The organism is Sphaerisporangium rhizosphaerae, from assembly GCF_042665155.1.
GTDB classification, from domain to species: Bacteria; Actinomycetota; Actinomycetes; order Streptosporangiales; family Streptosporangiaceae; genus Sphaerisporangium; species Sphaerisporangium rhizosphaerae.
In genome coordinates this window covers 119,752-136,952 of record NZ_JBHTCG010000016.1, presented here as the reverse complement: position 1 = coordinate 136,952, position 17,201 = coordinate 119,752, and the positions used below count along the sequence as shown (strand labels likewise).

Genomic DNA, 17,201 nt, shown 5'->3' with positions numbered 1-17,201 from the left:
ACCGGGCCGCCCGGTGAGGGCGGCCCTTCCGCGTCGAAACCCCCATGCCCTACGACCGTCCCTCGGTGAGGACGGCGAACACGACCGGGCCGGGGGCGTCCCTGAGGGTCGTGACGAGCGTCGAGACGTGACCGCCTCCGCAGGCGAGCACCGCCCAGGCGCCCCGCACCTCGGGGGTGAGGGTGACCGGCGCGCTCGGCAGGACGCCGGCGGCGCGCAGTGCTCCCGCGGCGGCGAGCACCCGCGTCGCGGCCGTGTCGAACCCTTCGCCGGTCGCGGCGGCGAGCCGCTCGGCGAGGGGCGCGTGCGCGCCCAGCAGTTCGGCCCACTCCTGCGGGGTCCGCTCGGCGACCGGCTCGACGGCGGCGCCGGTCAGGCCCTCGGACACCACGGCCACGGTGACCCCGGCGCCGTGGGCGGCCGAGAGCGTGCGCCCGCCGTCGATCTCGGGCCGCCCGTCGGCGCCCTGGCGGACCTCGGCGGCGCGCCCGAGGGCGCGTCCCGCGGCCACGGCCGTCAGATCGTCGTCGGCGCCGGACCACGGCTCGACGGCGACCGCGGCGCGGGTCCCGGTCAGGTCCTCCACCGTGCGCTCCAGGTAGGACCCGAGCAGCGGGGCGACCCACGGGCCACGGCCGTCCTTCTTACGGACCGCCTGCAGGCGCAGGCCCTCCCACCGTTCGACGACCTCGCCGGACGCGGTGCGCACGGCGATGTCGTAGATGTAGGTGTCGCCCTCGTGGAACCGCTCGGTCGCGCAGTAGCGCAGTTGCCCCGCGTCGGCCAGGGCCGCGCCGCCGGGCCAGATGCGCTCGATGCCCACCGGCAGCAGGGTGGCCTCGGGGACGCAGACCTGGTTGCCGTGCATGAGCGCGTCGCGCATGCCGGGGTCGCCGAGCAGCAGCTCGCCGGACAGGTACCCGGCGAACCAGTCGCGCGCGTCCACGGCGGCCACGTCGGCGTCGACGTGGCGGGCGGCGGCCCGGTGGTAGCGGCGGAGCCGGTGGAACCGGCCGCCCTGGAACAGCGTGTCGCCGTACATCTCGGTCGCCGGGTCGAGCGGGACGGCCGGCAGGCCCTCGCCGATCTGGGCGGGCGGCCCGTCGGGGGCGCCCTGATCGGTGTAGCGCAGCCGGGCGCGGAAGTGGTCGACCTCGTACCCGGTCTCCGCGCTGCGGATGGCCACCTGCACCGTGTCGTCCTCGACGACGGTCGCGGCGACGCGGACGGTGGTGCTGCCCTCCGGCGGCACGATGATCGGCCGCAGGAACTCGGCCTCCTCGATGACCGGAGCCCTCTGCTCGCCGGTGGCGGCGGAGGCGACCTGCGCCATGGCCTCCATGCCGAACACCGCCGGGAACAGCAGGTTGCCGTCCAGGAGGTGATCGGCCAGGTAGAGGTCGGTGCCCGCGCTCATCTCGGCCTCGGTGACGAGCTCGACGCCGTGGTAGCGGATGAGCGCCTTGTCGACGAAGCGCAGCAGCGGCAGCTCAGGCAGGTCGCGGCGGACGGTGTCGATGCCCTCGGTGCGCCCGCTGATCACCACGACCGGCGGGACGTCGGGGTCGGCGACGAGCCGCCGCATGATCCGCACGCCCTGGTCGGGGGCGATCGGGACGATGCCCTGGCGGGACAGGCCCTCGACGACCGAGAGCTTCTCGCCCATGCCGACCTCCGACCAGACCGACCACTCCATGCAGATGGCGCGGCAGCCCTCGTTGGCCTCCCCCACCTCGCGGGTGAGGCCGGCCATCCAGTCGTTGGCGGTGGAGTAGTGCGCCTCGCCGTGCAGCCCGGCGCGGCCGATGATGCTGCCGAAGGTCACCAGCAGACGCAGCCGGCCCGGCTCGACGGCGTCCAGCACGTTGCGCAGGCCGTCGATCTTGGGGGCGAAGGTGCGCCGGAAGGCGGCCATGTCCAGCGTGGTCAGCCCGCTGGGCTCGTTGCGGCCGGCGCCGTGCAGCACGGCGGTGACCGGCCCGAGGGCGGCCTCCAGCTCGGCGATCCCGGCGCGCACCGCGGTGGCGTCGGTGACGTCGGCCCTGGCGTAGTGGACGGCGACCCCGGAGTCGGCCATCCTGCGCAGGTTGTCGCCGAGCTCGGCGTCGGCGGCCGGGTCCGAGCGGCCGAGGATGGCGAGCTTGGCCCCGCTGTCGGAGGCGACGGCCAGGGCGCACTCGGCGGTGATGCCCTTGCCTCCGCCGGTGACCAGCAGGACGTCGCCTTCGCCGAGCGGGTGCTCGGCGCGGGCCGGGCTCACCGGCATGGCCCGCAGGGTCGGCACCCGCCGCACGCCCTCGGCGTCGTAGAACGCCTCGGAGAACCGCGTGGTGGCCGCCACCTCCTGCACGACCCAGCCGACCGCCTCGGGGGTCGCCGGCACGTGCGCGATGGTGGTGCGCAGGTGCGGGGCCTCCAGTTGCAGCGTCTTGGCCAGCCCGGCGGCGCCGCGGTCGTGCTCGACCAGGACGAACCGGGTGCCCGGGGCGGCGGCGACCGCCGACTTGGCGCCGAGCAGCGCCTGCTCCAGGTGCTCCTCCTGGCAGCCGGGCGGCAGCACCACCAGGATGCCGGAGCCGACCTTCCCGCGTTCGAGCGCCTCGCGCAGCGCCCCGGCGAGGGGTGCGTCCCCGGCCGTGTAGAGCTGCCAGGGGCCGTTCTCCTGCGGGGAGGTGCGCGCCGGGAGGGGAAGGACGTCCAGGTCGACGCTGAACGGCCGCGCCCAGGGCGCCGCGCCGGCCACCGCCGAGGCGGGGGCGGGCTGGTCGCCGTCGGCGCCGGCGACCAGCGCGTCCAGCGCCTCCGACAGCTCGCGCAGGCTCGCGGTGGCGAGGTTGGTCGGGGCCTTGGAGGCGGGCACGCCGAGCCGCTGGGTGGCCTGGTCGATGATGTGCATGACGGTGACCGAGCTGAGGTGCAGCTCGTCCAGCGGCCTGCTGTCCTCGCCGACCATCTCCAGCGGCAGCTCGGCCCGCTCGGCGGCCAGGCGCCGCAGCAGGTCGATGCTCGACTCGCCGCCTTCGCCCACCGGCCCGGCGGTCTCGGAGGCGACCGGCGCCACCGGCTGGGCGACGCGCTGCTGGACGGTGCCGTTGATCTGCACCTTCGGCGCCTGCTCGGTCGGGTTCTGGAAGTAGGTGAACTCGGCGCCGACCTCCAGCGGCCGGACGAGCCGGCCGTGGAACAGCTCGTCGTGCACGATCGGCACGCCGGCGACGTAGGCGGCGCCGGCGACCCTGAGCAGGCCGGTCAGCGACTCGTCGTCGGTGTCCAGCGCGAGCGCCGGCACCTCGGTCACCGACGCGGCCAGGCCGCTGAGCACCCGGCCGGGGCCGACCTCGACCAGCAGGTCCAGGTCCTTGGCCGCCGCCTCGACGGCCTGGGTGAACAAAACGGGGGCGGTGATCTGGTCGCGCAGCAGGGCGCGGACGTCGGTGTCGGGCTGGAGCGTCTCCCCGGTCACCGTGGAGACCACCGGACGGGCGACCGGGCCGAACTCCTCCTCGGCCAGGTAGGCGTCCAATGCCTCGGCGGCCGGCGCGACCAGCGGCGAGTGGAAGGCGTGGGACACCGCGAGCTTGGTCCACTTCAGCCCGGCGTCGGCGGCCTTGCGGCCGAACGCCTCGATGGCGTCGAGCGGACCGGCGATCACGGTCTGCTCCGGGCCGTTGTACCCGGCGATGACGACCGGCAGCTCGCCGGCCAGCTCGGTCACCGTGTCCGGCGTCGCGCGGACGCTGGCCATGGTGCCCGAGGCGCTGTGCTCGGTCATGGCCTTGCCGCGGACGCCGGCGACGCGCAGCAGGCCCTCCTCGTCGAGCGCCCCGGCCCAGTGCAGCGCCGAGATCTCGCCGAGGCTGTGCCCGACGGCGACGTCGGCCTCCACGCCGATCGTGGACAGGGCGCGCAGCCCGGCCATCGACCCGGTGACGATGCGCGGCTGGGCCACGGCCGTGGCGACCATGTCGCCGCTGGTCGGCAGCGCCGCCTGAAGGTAGATGTCCTCGACGTCGGGGAAGCGCCGGCGCAGCGCGCCACCGCTGGTGCCCCGTCCCGACCCCTGCCCGGGGAACAGGAAGCCCACCCGGCCCGGCCCGTCGGCGTGGCCGAAGAAGGCCTTGCCCTCGGGGCTGAACAGGCGGGTCTCGCCCGCGTCCAGGGCTTCCAGCACGGTGCCCAGCCGCCGCTCGGCGTCCTCGGGAGAGGAGGCGATCACGGCGGCGCGGTAGGGCAGGTCGCGCAGGTCGCGCTGGAGGGTGGCGGCCAGGTCGGCGAGCTGGGCGTAGGACACCGTGATGACGAAGCCCGCCAGCTCGGCGACCCGCTCGCGCAGCGCCTCGGGTGAGGCGGCGTCGATGAGCAGCAGTTCGGCGTCCTGGAGCGAGGCGGCCAGGGTGCGGGTGCGCGTCGAGAGCGGCGCGCGCTTCCTCGGACCGGTCTTCTCCAGCACGACGTGGGTGTTGATGCCGCCGAAGCCCATGGCGGTGATGCCCGCGCGCACGGGGGCGCCGGCCGGCCAGGGCTCGGCCTTGCGCAGCGCGCGCAGCGTCGCCCCCTGGTCGGTCAGCACCTCGTGCGGCTCGACGCAGCCGATGGCCGGGGGCAGCACCTGCTCGTGCACGGCCATGGCGGCCTTGATGAGCCCGGCGACGCCGGCGGCGGCCTTGGCGTGGCCGATCATCCCCTTGATGGAGGTGACCGCCGCGCGGGTGGCCGAGGGGTCGGCCTCGGCCCTGGCCTCGGTGAGCGCCCGCAGCTCGGTGGCGTCGCCGACCGCGGTGCCGGTGCCGTGGCCCTCGAACAGCTCCACGGTCTCGATGCCGAACCCGGCCCGCTCGTAGGCGCGCCTCAGCGCGAGCTTGTAGCCGCTGACCTCGGGCCGGGTCATGCCGCCCTTGCCGTCGGAGGAGATGCCGTACCCGGCGATCGTCGCGTAGACGCGGCGGCGGGCCTTGACGGCCTCCTCCTCGCGCATCAGCACGATCATGCCGCAGCCCTCGCCCGGCCAGAAGCCGTTGGAGTGCCGGTCGTACAGGCGGAACTCGCTCTTGGCCAGGGCGCCGGTCTTGGCGAAGCCGACGATCTCGAACGGGTCGATGGACAGGTCGACGCCGCCCGCGATGGCCACGTCGACGTCGCCGTCCTGCAGCGCCTTGCAGGCCGTCGTGACCGACAGCAGCGAGGAGGAGCAGGCGCCGTCGACGATGTAGCCGCCGCCGTTGAGGTCGAAGTAGTTGCAGATGCGGCCGGCGATGGTGTTGGCCAGGCCGCCGGCCAGGGTGTCCTCGTCGATGCCGGGGAAGGGCGCCTTGTAGGTGACCTCCAGGTCGGCGAGGAAGGTGGCGAGCCGGTCGTCGTCCCAGCCCTGCTCCTTGAGCTGGGCGGCGACGGTGCGCTTCACGTACGGCCAGCGCAGCCGCATCACGTTGGCGCGGGTGAACTCGCCGGTCAGGGTGTTGCCGACGACCACGCCGGTGCGCTCCCGGGGCAGTCCCTCCGCCGCGGGGAAGCCCGCGTCCGCCAGCGCCCGGCCCGCCGTGTCAAGGGCGAGCCAGTGCGTCAGGTCGGTCGAGCGGTACGTGCTGCCGCCGATCTTGTAGCCGACGCGGTCGAACTCGTACCCCTCGATGACCGCCGCCGTGCGGGCGTAGAAGGTGTCCGGATGCGCCGGGTCGGCGTTCCAGTAGTCCTCCAGCCGCATCCGCACGTCGGGCAGTCTGCGGAAGGCACGGCGACCGGCGATGGCGTTCTCCCAGAGGTCTCTGGGCGACGCGGCGTCCGGGTATCGGCACGCCATGCCGACGATCGCGATCCTGGTCATACCGTGGCGACCTTCTTGTCCGGGGCGGGCACCTGGTCGACGGGGAACTCCGCCACCGCCTTGAGCGCCGCCTGGGCCTCGCGCTCGTCGCGCGCCTTGTGTACGAAGTGGGCCGCCCAGAAGAACCCGCCGCGGATGGCGCAGACGCCGGCCGTGGCGAAGAACAGGGCGTAGGAGATGTGGATCGCGGTCAGCAGGCCGTACAGCGCGGCGACGCTGCCGCCGAAGAGCACCTGCATGGCGGGCCTGGAGGGGCTGGTGCCGGGGTCGGTGATCATGTAGTTGCTGAACAGCACGAACGCGACGCCGGTCATCATGCCGAGCGCGGCGGGGATGGAGGTGCCGAAGATCAGTCCGCGCACGATCGACTGGAGCGCGAAGACGCCGACCCACCCCATGATCAACGGCATCCTGTTGGTCAGTTTGCCGTTCAGCATCGTGCCGCCGAGGATGATGATGCAGGGGATGATCCAGTCGAACCACGTGTCGGTGTGCTCGGTGAAGTGGTACGGCGGGGCGATGCTGGCCCAGGGGAACAGCAGCAGGATGACCGCGATGCCGAAGTTCGACGGGTTCATGTAGTGCCGCAGCCGACCCTTGACCGGCGCCCGGAGCACCCACTTGGCGCCGACCGCGACGACGATGCCGAACAACAGCACCCAGATCTGGTCGTTGACATACGTCAGCATGTTCATCGCGAGGCTGGTGATGTGCGCCGGGTACAGGAACGTCATCAGGCCCTTGAAGCCGCCGCCCTTGAAGCGCGGCTGGCGTCCCTCGACCTTGGCGCCGATGATCTCAAGGCCGATCTCGGTGGCGTACCCGGTGGCCAGGGCGATGAACGGCCACAGCCAGGGCTGCTCGAAGCCCAGCACGGTGTAGCCGAAGATGTTGAAGACCGAAATCGAGATCGCGAAGTTGCGCAGCGCGGTGACGACCTTGGGGTCGTGGCGCGGCGGCGCGGCGGGCTTGGACTCGGCCGCGCTGGGCTTTGACTCAGCCATGTCGATCACTTCTCCTTGGCCTGCTGGCCGAGCTCGAGCGTGTGCCAGCCCGTGGCGAGCTGGAGATCCTGGGCGTGTACCTGGCCGGTGCGGTCGCGCCACTTGACGTTCACCGTCAGCGGCCCGGTGACGTTCTGGCCGAGGCCGATGTGCACGTCGGTGGAGCGCCGGCCGGAGTGGCCGCTGCTGCCGTCGACGCGGGCGACGTAGGTGCGCCCGTCGGCGGTCTTGACGCAGACCTGCGCGCCGGTGACCGGCGAGCCGGCCGCGGGGAGCGCGCCCGGGGAGGCGGGGGTGTCGCGGAACAGCTTCAGGCCGAGGTAGGCGCCGGTGTCGGGGCTCTGGTTGGAGTAGAACACCGGCTCGTCCCACTGGCGGGCCACGGCGAAGTCCAGGCGGCCGTCGCCGTCGGCGTCACCGGTGGCGATGCCGCGGGTCGGCGTGGGGATCGCCAGGCCGAGTTCCTTGGCCATGTCGACGTAGCGGCCCGAGGGGCCCTTGACGAAGAAGTGCAGCGTCTGGTGCCCGCCGATGTCGTCGCCGGCGCGGGCGTTCGGCCACCAGAAGGGGTTCTGCAGGAGCTGGTCGTTGGCGGTGGCGAGCTCCTGGAGCTGCGGCCAGCGGTCGGTCTGTCCCTTGACGAACCCGGTGGCCTGCGCGATCTGCAGGTCGCCGCTGTTGTTGAAGTCCGCCATCTTGATGTCCCAGCCCCAGCCGGACCACGCGGTGCCCGACGGCGCGCTCACGTCCTTGAACGGCGCCACGCCCTCGCTCAGCTTCGCGGTCAGGTCCGCCTGGTCCTTGGCGGTGTTCATGTACTGGAAGTTGCTCTCCTCGATGCCCCACGAGGTGGTGATGTTGCTGACGAACATGTCGTACAGGCCGTCGTGGTTCAGGTCGCCGAAGTCGACGCCCATGCCCTTGAAGGAGTCGTTGCCCACCGTCTTGGACTTGGGGATGATCGGCGAGCGGACGCCGGTGACCGGCGAGAGCTTGATGTGCCCGGGCGTGGACCGGTTGTAGAACATCCGGTCGGGGCCGAAGTCGTTGGCCAGGTACAGCTCGGGGAGCTGGTCACCGTTCAGGTCGGTGGCGGCGGCGCCGAGCTCCCAGCCCTTGGAGGCCTCCTTCGACAGCACGTTGTCGACGCACTCGTAGGTGACCGAGGGGGTGGCGCCGGTGCTGGAGCCGGTCCAGCGGAAGAAGTAGTCCTCGCCGCCGTTGTGGCCGTCGGACATCGAGTGGTTCATGTGCACGCCGCCGTTGGCGTTGGGGTCCAGGACGGGGCTGTCGGCGAAGTAGTTGCCGATGAAGATGTCGTCGTGGCCGTCGCCGTCGAAGTCGGCGACGGTGGCGGCGTTGGTGTTCCACTTCGGGCCCGTGTACTGGCCGTTGGTGGAGTTGGCGCCGGGCACCAGCTCGACGGCCTGGTAGGCGGCGGCGTCCAGCTTGGTCGCGCCCGGCTTGGCCAGGTACACGATCGGCGTGCGGCCCCACATGTAGACCAGCAGGTCGATGCGGCCGTCCTCGTTGTAGTCACCGGGGACGCAGCCCATCGGCGCCATGGTGTCGTTCATCGGCAGGCCGGCCGGGTTCAGGGCGAACGGCGCGTACCGGTTGCCGCGCGCGCCGGGCGTGGGCGTCACCACGGCCTGGTCGATGCGCGTGTCCACCAGGCACAGGTCGTTGGACAGCCCGTCGCCGTCGAGGTCGTTCATGGCGATGGCCGCGCCGACCGAGGAGATCCAGGCGTCGATGTGCGTGTAGTCCTTGTTCACCTTGCGGATCGTCTGCTGCGTGTAGCCACTGGGCAGCGCGATGGACAACGGCTTGAACGAGAACTTGCTCGCGATGGTCGCGGTCTCGGCCGCGGAGTAGGACGGCAGGCGGGCAATCGAGAAGACGCTCACGATCAGCACGAGAGCGACGATTCCCGGTAGCTGCCTGCGCAGCCAGCCAAGGGTCGCGGTCACCGGCTAACACCTCCAAGAGAGACAAATTGGTCGGCGATGCGCTGCCGCCACACCTCATAGGCCGGCACATCACCCTGAATCGGCTGGTCGGGACGTGACTCGTTGCTGATGCGGGCCGCCTGCTCGGGCGGGACGCCGCAGAACACGCGCGTGGCGATCTCGGTGGCGGGGACCACCAGGCCGGGCCGCACCCGCGCCTCGGCGGCGAACGCCGAGCCCTGCGCGAGCTGGGGGCGGTTCGGGCCGGCCAGCTCGGCGAACCTGCGCAGCTCGTCCTCCTCGGCGCCGCAGGCGTAGGTCGCGGCCAGGCCGGCGCCGGCGTACAGGTCGCCGCGCCGCTGCTCGGGGAACTTGGCGATCAGCGAGCTGACGACCTCGACGTCGGTTCCGCCGACGAACCACAGCGCCCGGCCGATGCCCTGGTCGATGACGCGGTTCGCGTACGCGGACGTGCCGTCCTTCGGCCAGGGGAAGCGCGGGTCCTGGTACTGGTCGTGAACGTACTGCTGGGTGCGGAAGTAGGCCTGGTGGAAGCCGTACCCGTCCAGCGCCAGCCACCGCAGCAGCGGGTCGGGGGCGTGGATCTTCGACCAGAGCACGCGGGGCAGCCGCGCCATGGCCCAGCCGACGCCGACGTAGATCAGGTAGACCTGGGCGTCGCCCCGGCCGGCCAGGCTGGCGGCGACCTTGCCGCTGGTCGCCAGCGGGGTGGCGTCGAGGATGGCGTAGGCCATGCCGGCGCCCTCGTAGGCGAAGCCGCGGAACCGCCGGGGGATCTGCTCCAGCCGCTCCTCCGCCTCGGCCGGCGTGCGGGCCTCGGCCGCGTAGGCGTAGCCCGTGAGGAACATCTCGCCGACCGTTTCGAGCAGATCGCGGGCTTCGGCGTTCTTCACATGGAAACCACGCGTCGCGAGTTTCGTCTCGGAGATGTTCGGCGTGATAATTCGTCGCCTCAATGATCTCAGAAGGCTGGCCAATTCCCTCTCCCTCCCCCGGGGGTTTCCCTGCTCCGCGGGATAATCTGTGGTTAAATGTAGCCATATCGGACTACTTCGGGTCCACTTCAAACGTGCTCACTCGGCGTAGCGCCATTTCCGTTTCCCGGGCACGCGGAAATGACCTCCGCACCCTTATGGGGTCTGATCCCGCGCATGCGAGAATGACCTTTTCCGCCGGCCGGCGCCGGCGGAAAAGGAGACGACGGCGGCGGTCAGCCCGGGATGCGCTCGCCGGCGGTGACGAAGTGCGCGCGCACCGCGCGCCGCCACAGCTCGTAGGCCGGCACGGCGCCGGGGCCCGCCTCCACCGCGGTGGCGTCGGCCAGCGCGACGGCGGCCTCCATCGACAGCTCGGCGAGCACCGAGGTGGCCGCCTCGGTGTGCTCGGGCACGAAGCCGGAGAAGTCACGCGCCTTGGCGGCGAAGACCACGCCCTGGGCCAGCTCGGGCCGGTACTCCCCCGCGGCGTGGCGCAGCGCGGCCAGTCCCTCGGGCGTCGAGCCGCCGGCGAAGGTCGCGGCCAGTCCGACGCCGCTCCACAGGTCGGCCCGCCGGTGGGCCGCGAAGCCCTCGACGCGGGACGCGATGCCCGGGACGTTGCCGCCGTGGATGAACCACAGGGCGCGGCCGATGCCCTGGTCGACGGCCCGCAGGAAGTACTCGGGGTCGCCCTCCCAGGCGTACGGCGCGGGCACCCGCTGCTGGTCCACCCAGCGGGGGGTCTCGAAGTAGGCGCGGTCGAATCCGTAGCCGTCGACGGCCAGCCAGCTCATCGTGGGGTAGTACGCCGAGCCGCTGAGGTCGGGCATCACCTTCTTCCACAGCGGCCGGGGCAGGCGGGCCATGGCGAAGCCGATGCCGATGTAGGTGAGGAAGATGTGCGGCTGCCCGGGGCCGAGCAGCAGGTCGCGGGTGCGGTGGCCGCGCCCGCCGGCCATCGCGTCGAGCACGGTGAACGCCATCGTCGCGCCCTCGTAGGCGAACCCCCGGTGCTCCTGGTCGACCAGTTCGAGACGGCGCTCGACCTCCCACTGGTCGCGCGCGTCGATCCCCCATTCGAACCCGCAGATCACCGCCCGCGGGATGGCCTCCAGCCGTCGCGTCGCCTCCGACGGGGTGGCGGGAAAGCCGCGCACGCCGAATGTCACGTCGGCCAGCGACGGGGTCAGCACGAGCCTGCGCAATGAGCCGAACAGGGTAGGCATAATGCTCCTCGTCTTCGCCGTCAGCCGATGACGGTTCCGCACCCTCAGCTGGACCATTTAATGGTGATATGCGAAGGAGTTTCGCGACATCTCCCGTATTGCGAAGCTAAGTCATGATCTGTAATGACCTGTCTTACGGGCGCGGGCGAAGATCCTCCGGCAGGCCGTCCCGGCGGCCCGGGTAAGCGGTGCAAGGCACCGGAAAAGCAGCGAGCCCCCGCGAATGCGGGGGCTCGCCGGCGAGTATGTCGAAAGCGGTCAGCCGGCCCAGCCGCTGACCCGCCAGGCCGCGGCACTGGCGCTCGGAGCCGACGGCTTGCGCGCCGTGCGCGATCCGTCCAGCCACGCCGAGGCGGGCTCCGGGGCGAGGCCGGCGCCGGCGCCGTTCTGGGACGGGTGCGCGCCGGAGTCCCCGCCGGCCTGCGAGGCGGCGCGCGCGCTGAGCACCGTGATCAGCGCGGCCAGCTCCTCGGCCGTCGGGTTGCCGCGTACCACCTTCAGGTAGAAGCCCTGCGTCACAGTCGCCGCCCTCCCGGCTCGGATGACCCGCTCTACCAGCCTCACTCCCGCCCCCGCCCGGCGCATCTCCTGCCGTGCTGACCTGCTCGCGCCGGGGACGTCAAGGGGGGCGGCCTGCAGGAAACGGAAGTCCCCCGGCAGCTTGCTGACCTCCGAACCTCTGTCTGCGGGGACGGGGCGGCGCGCACAGTGGAACGTGCGAGCTCAGTTGGCTGCCGAAAGGATCCGCAATGTCGAACGCATTGGCCCTACCTGTCCGCTCGAACGTGTCCGTCGACCTTGAGTCCCTGCCCCAGACGGCCGGATTGTCCTGTGGGCTGGAATGGCCCGCCCGGCCTCCCCTGGTGCCACTGGGCGCGCCGAGCCCCGAGGAGCCGCACATCGCGCTGAACTCCGACGAACCGGGGATCCGCGGCCTGTTCCGGTACCGCCCGGACGCGGCGCTTCCGTTGAACGCCCTGTCGGAGGTGCTGCTGTGCGGTGACAGCACGCTGACCCGCGGGGAACGCGAACTGATCGCGGCCTATGTCTCGGCGCTCAACCAGTGCCGGTTCTGCTTCTACACCCATGCCGCCTTCGCCGCCGTGCGCTCCCCCGACGGCATGATGCTGGTGGAGCACGTGTGCGCCGACCTGTCGACCGCCCCGGTCTCCGAGAAGCTCAGAGCGCTGCTGGCCATCGCCGCGTCGGTGCAGGAGAGCGGGAAGAAGGTCACCCGGCGGCAGGTGGCCGACGCGCGCGCGGCGGGCGCGACCGACGTCGAGATCCACGATACGGTGCTCATCGCGGCGGCCTTCTGCATGTACAACCGCTACGTCGACGGCCTGGCCACGTTCGCGCCGGACGATCCGGAGGTCTACGCGGCGCGGGCGAAGATGGCCAACGGCTATCTCGCCGTGTTCGCCGAGTCGCAGGCCGAGAACTGACGGCGGCGACGCGACCGCCCGGCCCGCGCCGGCGAGGAGCCGGGCGGACCGGGCGGTCAGGAGAGGACACCGGCTCGCGTAACACCGGGCCGGTGATCCGTGCGCCTCGGGCGCCTCGGTCGCCTATGCGAAGAACTCGTCGATGACGTGAGTGTCGTAGGGGAAGCTCCACCGCTCGGTGATCTTGCCGTCCGTGACGTGGAAGACGTGGACGCCGCGCTCGTCCAGCTCCTTGCCGTCGCGGTCACCCCTGATGCGCAGCAGGGCGGCGACGTGGCCGTCGTCGGCGAGGAAGGTGTCGGGGTCGTAGCGCAGTGAGTTCCCGGTGTGATTCGCGAGTTTCGCCAGGTAGCCGAGCACCTCTTCCTTGCCCTTGTACGTTCCGGCGAGCGGGCCGCGGCCCGGCACGTGGAAGGAGACGCCGTCGGCGAGCAGACTGTCGCGGATGTAATCCAGTTCGCCCTTGGCGATGGCGTCGTAGATCTCGCGGACCGGGTTGACGTTGGGGTGTTCGGACATGGACGGCCTCCTCATGATGGTGCGGATCGTTTGGGGGCGACGTGGTGACGCTACGCCGGGCCTTTACCCGCAAACAAGAGAGTGAGGACATACTTACCATATAGTCATACCGGTGTGGACAACAGGATTTAAGGGGCACAGTCAAGCGATTAAGGGGTGACCGAAAACAGCCATTGACAGCCGGGTGGTCGAATGGCGAGCATGAGCGTTTGTCGGATGAAATGCGCACGTGGGGCTGCGTGAAAGGCCTCAACTGCACGACGGCGAGGAAACTGCCATGCCCCACATCACCCTTACCACCGACGAGCCCGGCATCCGCGGCCTGTTCCGGTTCCGGCCCGAGACCGCCGGCCCGCTCAACGCGCTGGTCGAGGTGCTGCTGCGGGCCGAGAGCACGCTCACCCCGGGCGAGCGCGAGCTGATCGCCGCGTACGTCTCGTCGCTCAACGAGTGCCGCTACTGCTTCTCCTCGCACGCCGCCTACGCCGCCGCCCAGCTTCCCGAGGGCATGGAGCTGGTCGAACAGGTCCGCGCCGACCTCGCGAGCGCACCCATCACGCCCAAGCTGCGGGCCCTGCTCGGCATCGCCGCCGCCGTCCAGCGCGGCGGGCGCGAGGTCACCGAGGAGCACGTGGCCGCCGCCCGCGCCGCCGGGGCGACCGATCTGGAGATCCACGACACCGTGCTGATCGCCGCGGCGTTCTGCATGTACAACCGCTACGTCGACGGCCTGGCGACGATCGCCCCCGACGACCCGGCCTCCTACGCGGCCCGGGCCGAGCGCATCGTCGCCGACGGCTACCTGGCCCTGCTCGCCGAGGCGCAGCGCCGCTCCTGACGGCCGCGCCGGCCCGCCGGCGGGCCGGCGCCCACGCATGCCCCCGCCGCGCGGGGCACGGAGCGCGACGGCCGCGCCCGGGCGGCGACCGACCCGACGACCGCGGAGGAACCATGGCCAGCCACTCCAGCGCCTTACCGCACAGGCACGACCTGATCACCTCGCTGAACACCGACCACCACCGGCTCGGCCTGAACGTGTTCCTGTTCATCGTGCTCGCCCACTGGGCCGAGCACGTGGCGCAGGCCGTCCAGATCTACGTCATGGGCTGGCCGGTCCCCGAGGCGCGCGGCGTGCTCGGCCTGCCGTTCCCGTGGCTGGTGACCTCCGAGTGGATGCACTACGGCTACGCGCTGCTGATGCTGGTGGGCCTCATCGTGCTGCGCAAGGGCTTCACCGGGCGGGCGCTCACCTGGTGGACCATCTCGCTCGGCATCCAGGTATGGCACCACTTCGAGCACCTGCTCCTGCTGCTGCAGGCGCTGACCGGCGTCCACCTGCTCGGCCGGCCGGTGCCGACCAGCATCATCCAGCTTCTGGTGCCCCGCGTGGAGCTGCACCTGTTCTACAACGCCGTCGTCTTCGTGCCCATGGTGGTGGCCATGGTGCTGCACCGCCGTCCTCGCCCCGACGAGCAGGCGCGGATGAACTGCTCCTGCGCCACCGTCCCGGCCTGAGCCCATGACGGACATGGGACAGGACGGGCGCGTCCGCTATCTGATCATCGGGGCCGGCCCTGCGGGGCTGCAGCTCAGCTACTACCTCCAGCGCGCCGGCGCCGACTACCTCACCCTGGAGCGCGAGCAGGCCCCCGGCGGGTTCTTCCGGCGGTTCCCGCGCCACCGCAGGCTCATCTCGCTGAACAAGGTGCACACCACCGAGAAGGACCCGGAGATCCTGCTGCGGTGGGACTGGAACTCCCTGCTCAGCGACTCCTCCGAGCTGACCTTCCCCCGCTACTCGCAGGAGTACCTGCCCTGCGCCGACGACCTGGTGCGCTACCTGGCCGACTTCCAGCGCGAGCACGCGCTGAACGTCCGCTACGGGACGCCGGTCGAACGCGTCGAGAAGACCGGCGGGGACTTCCTGGCGCACCTGGCCGGCGGCGAGGTGGTCCGCGCCGAGTGCCTGATCATCGCCACCGGCTGGGGCGGGCCGAATATCCCCGACATCCCGGGCATCGAGCTGGCCATGGGCTACGAGGACGTCCCGACGTCCGGAGAGCACTTCACCGACAAGCGCGTGCTCATCATCGGCAAGGGCAACTCGGCGTTCGAGACCGCCCACTCGATGCTCGGCGACGCCGCCATCATCCACCTCGCCAGCCCCAGCCCGGTCACCCTGGCGTGGAACACCAAGCACCCGGGCAACGTGCGCGGCCAGTACGGCGCCCTGCTCGACAGCTACTGGTTCAAGACCCTGCACGGCGTCCTTGAATGCACGGTCGACCGCATCTGGCGCGAGGGCGACGCCTACAAGGCCGCCATCACCTACACCCTCGCCGAGGGCGAGCAGGCGCTGCTGGAGTACGACGCGGTGATCCGCTGCACCGGGTTCACCATGGACACCTCCCTGTTCGGCGAGTCCTGCCGTCCCGAGCTCACGCCCAGCGGGCGCATGCCGGCCATCCGTCCCGACTTCCAGTCGGCCAACGTGGACGGCCTGTACTTCGCCGGCACGCTCATGCAGGCCCGCGACTTCAAGCGCGCCTCCTCGGCGTTCATCGACGGGTTCCGCTACAACCTGCGCACCATGGCCGCCCTGCTCGCCGAGCGGTACGAGTCGGTCCCGCTCGACCGGCAGGCGCTGCCGCCCGACCCCGGCCGGCTGACCGCCACCATGCTCGACCGGGTCAACTGGAGCTCGGCGCTGTGGACCCAGTTCGAGTACCTGTGCGACGCCTACGTCGTCGACCCGGACGCCGGGACCGTCACGCACTACCAGGACCTGCCCGAGGACTACGCCGCCGAGCGGTTCGCCGGCCACCCGCTGTGCTTCACCGTCACCCTGCGCTGGGGCCGCGACCGCCACGACGACGTGTTCGCCATCAAGCGGCACCCCACCCCCGAGCGGGCCCACGAGAGCGCCTTCCTGCACCCCGTCGTCCGCGTCTGGCGGCACGGCGAGCAGGTGGCCGAACGCCACCTGCTGGAAGACCTCCTGGCCCAGTGGCGCGACCCCGTCCGGCACGTCGCGCCCCTGAAGGAGTTCCTCACCGGCTACCTGTGACCCCCTCCCCGGCCTCCTCGGCAGGGACCAGGTGGTCGATGAGGTGGTCGACGACGTCGGTGAAGCGGCCGCGGCGGGCGTGGGCGGCGCGCTGGCGCGCGGCGCCCGTGCCGGTGGCGGCCAGCCGTCCGAGCCGCCGGGTGACCAGGTCCAGGTCACCGGTGGCCGCGAGCGCGTGGCGCACGTGCTCCAGCAGGACGCCGGGCAGCTCCGCCGCCGGGCGCAGCCGCCCGGTGACCGGGTCGACGCCGTGCCCGTCCAGCCCGTCGCGGGCCGCCCGCCAATACGCCACGCGCAGCCGCTCGGCGGGCAGCGGCGGCCCCGGGTCGCCCCGCTCGACCCGCTCCAGCGAGACCACGACCAGCGCCCGCACGAGCGCCGCGAGCAGCGCCGACTCCTCCGCGGTCGCCGGGACGTCGGTGACCCTGATCTCCAGGGTCGGCAGCCGAGCCGACGGCCGGACGTCCCAGAAGATCGTCCCGGGGTCGACCAGCGCGCCCATCTCGGTGAGCGCGGCGATGGTCTCGTCGAACTCGCGCAGGGAGCCGAAGTACGGCGGCGGCCCGGCCACCGGCCACTTGCCCCACGACAGCGTCCGCCAGCTCGCGTACCCGGTGTCGCGGCCCGCCCAGAACGGCGAGTTGGCCATCAGCGCGATCAGCACCGGCAGCCAGGGCCGCACGTGGTTGCCCACCAGCACGGCCCGCTCGCGGTCGGGCAGGTGCACGTGGACGTGGCCCGCGCAGATGCTCAGCTCGTCGTGCAGCGCCCGGTAGGTCGCCACGCCGACCCCGTAGCGCGGGTCGTCGTTGATCGGCGGCGGCACGACCTGGCCCAGCACCGCGGTGCCGGAGGCGACCAGCGCGAGGCCCTCGTCGCGGGCCGCCGCGGCCACCGCCGCCCGCATGCGGCGCAGCTGGCCCTCCAGCTCGGCCACGCCCGCGCAGGGGGCGGTCTTCGCCTCCACCTGGAACTTGGTGATCTCGGTGCAGACCCGGTCTCCCATCGTGACGGCGGCGCGCTCGACGATGCGCGCGCCCCACGGGCTGACCTCGCGCGTCGCCGGGTCGACGACCAGGTACTCCTCCTCCACCCCCATCAGCGGGCAGACCGCGTCGAAAGGCACGGGCGGCGGTGCGTCGAGGGTGGCCGTCATCACTACTCCAGGA

General features: G+C 71.9%; 12 protein-coding genes. 4 read left to right on the top strand and 8 right to left on the bottom strand.

What is annotated here, in order from left to right:
• Positions 1 to 49: 49 nt before the first annotated feature.
• The 6 genes from ACFQSB_RS23450 to ACFQSB_RS23425 all read right to left on the bottom strand — a co-directional run bounded on the left by ACFQSB_RS23450 (position 50) and on the right by ACFQSB_RS23425 (position 11,520).
• Positions 50 to 5,821, bottom strand: a complete 5,772-nt coding sequence (locus ACFQSB_RS23450) for a type I polyketide synthase (RefSeq protein WP_380829088.1) — start codon at positions 5,819 to 5,821, stop codon at positions 50 to 52.
• Positions 5,818 to 6,825, bottom strand: coding sequence for an enediyne biosynthesis protein (locus ACFQSB_RS23445; RefSeq protein WP_354851771.1), 1,008 nt, complete (start codon positions 6,823 to 6,825; stop codon positions 5,818 to 5,820). Before ACFQSB_RS23445 ends, ACFQSB_RS23450 begins: the two co-directional genes overlap by 4 nt.
• A gap of 5 nt (positions 6,826 to 6,830) precedes the next feature.
• Positions 6,831 to 8,798: a CRTAC1 family protein gene (locus tag ACFQSB_RS23440; RefSeq protein ID WP_380829087.1), complete on the bottom strand. Its 1,968-nt coding sequence runs from the start codon at positions 8,796 to 8,798 to the stop codon at positions 6,831 to 6,833.
• Positions 8,795 to 9,754 (bottom strand): DUF1702 family protein, encoded by a 960-nt coding sequence (locus tag ACFQSB_RS23435; protein ID WP_380829086.1) that lies wholly within the window; start codon positions 9,752 to 9,754, stop codon positions 8,795 to 8,797. The genes ACFQSB_RS23440 and ACFQSB_RS23435 overlap by 4 nt, the downstream gene beginning before the upstream one ends.
• A 254-nt stretch (positions 9,755 to 10,008) precedes the next feature.
• Complete coding sequence (locus ACFQSB_RS23430) at positions 10,009 to 11,001, bottom strand: DUF1702 family protein (protein ID WP_380829085.1); 993 nt, start codon at positions 10,999 to 11,001, stop codon at positions 10,009 to 10,011.
• A gap of 258 nt (positions 11,002 to 11,259) precedes the next feature.
• On the bottom strand, positions 11,260 to 11,520 hold the full coding sequence (locus ACFQSB_RS23425) for an acyl-CoA carboxylase subunit epsilon (RefSeq protein WP_380829084.1): 261 nt from the start codon (positions 11,518 to 11,520) through the stop codon (positions 11,260 to 11,262).
• Positions 11,521 to 11,750: 230 nt separating this feature from the next.
• Here ACFQSB_RS23425 and ACFQSB_RS23420 point away from each other — a divergent pair, with 230 nt between their 5' ends.
• Entirely contained in the window at positions 11,751 to 12,446 is a 696-nt protein-coding gene (locus tag ACFQSB_RS23420; RefSeq protein ID WP_380829083.1) for a carboxymuconolactone decarboxylase family protein, read from the top strand.
• 123 nt (positions 12,447 to 12,569) lie between these two features.
• On the opposite strand, the gene ACFQSB_RS23415 is transcribed toward ACFQSB_RS23420, so the two are convergent.
• Complete coding sequence (locus ACFQSB_RS23415) at positions 12,570 to 12,965, bottom strand: nuclear transport factor 2 family protein (RefSeq protein ID WP_380829082.1); 396 nt, start codon at positions 12,963 to 12,965, stop codon at positions 12,570 to 12,572.
• 277 nt (positions 12,966 to 13,242) lie between these two features.
• On the opposite strand from ACFQSB_RS23415, the gene ACFQSB_RS23410 reads away from it, so the two are divergent.
• The 3 genes from ACFQSB_RS23410 (at position 13,243) to ACFQSB_RS23400 (ending at position 16,032) form a co-directional block, all read left to right on the top strand.
• Positions 13,243 to 13,803 (top strand): carboxymuconolactone decarboxylase family protein, encoded by a 561-nt coding sequence (locus ACFQSB_RS23410; RefSeq protein WP_380829080.1) that lies wholly within the window; start codon positions 13,243 to 13,245, stop codon positions 13,801 to 13,803.
• Positions 13,804 to 13,916: 113 nt separating this feature from the next.
• Positions 13,917 to 14,480 (top strand): hypothetical protein, encoded by a 564-nt coding sequence (locus ACFQSB_RS23405; protein ID WP_380829078.1) that lies wholly within the window; start codon positions 13,917 to 13,919, stop codon positions 14,478 to 14,480.
• Between the two features lie 4 nt (positions 14,481 to 14,484).
• Positions 14,485 to 16,032: an NAD(P)-binding domain-containing protein gene (locus ACFQSB_RS23400; protein WP_380829077.1), complete on the top strand. Its 1,548-nt coding sequence runs from the start codon at positions 14,485 to 14,487 to the stop codon at positions 16,030 to 16,032.
• Here the strand turns inward: ACFQSB_RS23400 and ACFQSB_RS23395 are convergent.
• Entirely contained in the window at positions 16,016 to 17,188 is a 1,173-nt protein-coding gene (locus ACFQSB_RS23395) for a carboxylate-amine ligase (protein WP_380829075.1), read from the bottom strand. The two genes, ACFQSB_RS23400 and ACFQSB_RS23395, sit on opposite strands and share 17 nt — an antisense overlap.
• Positions 17,189 to 17,201 lie beyond the last annotated feature (13 nt).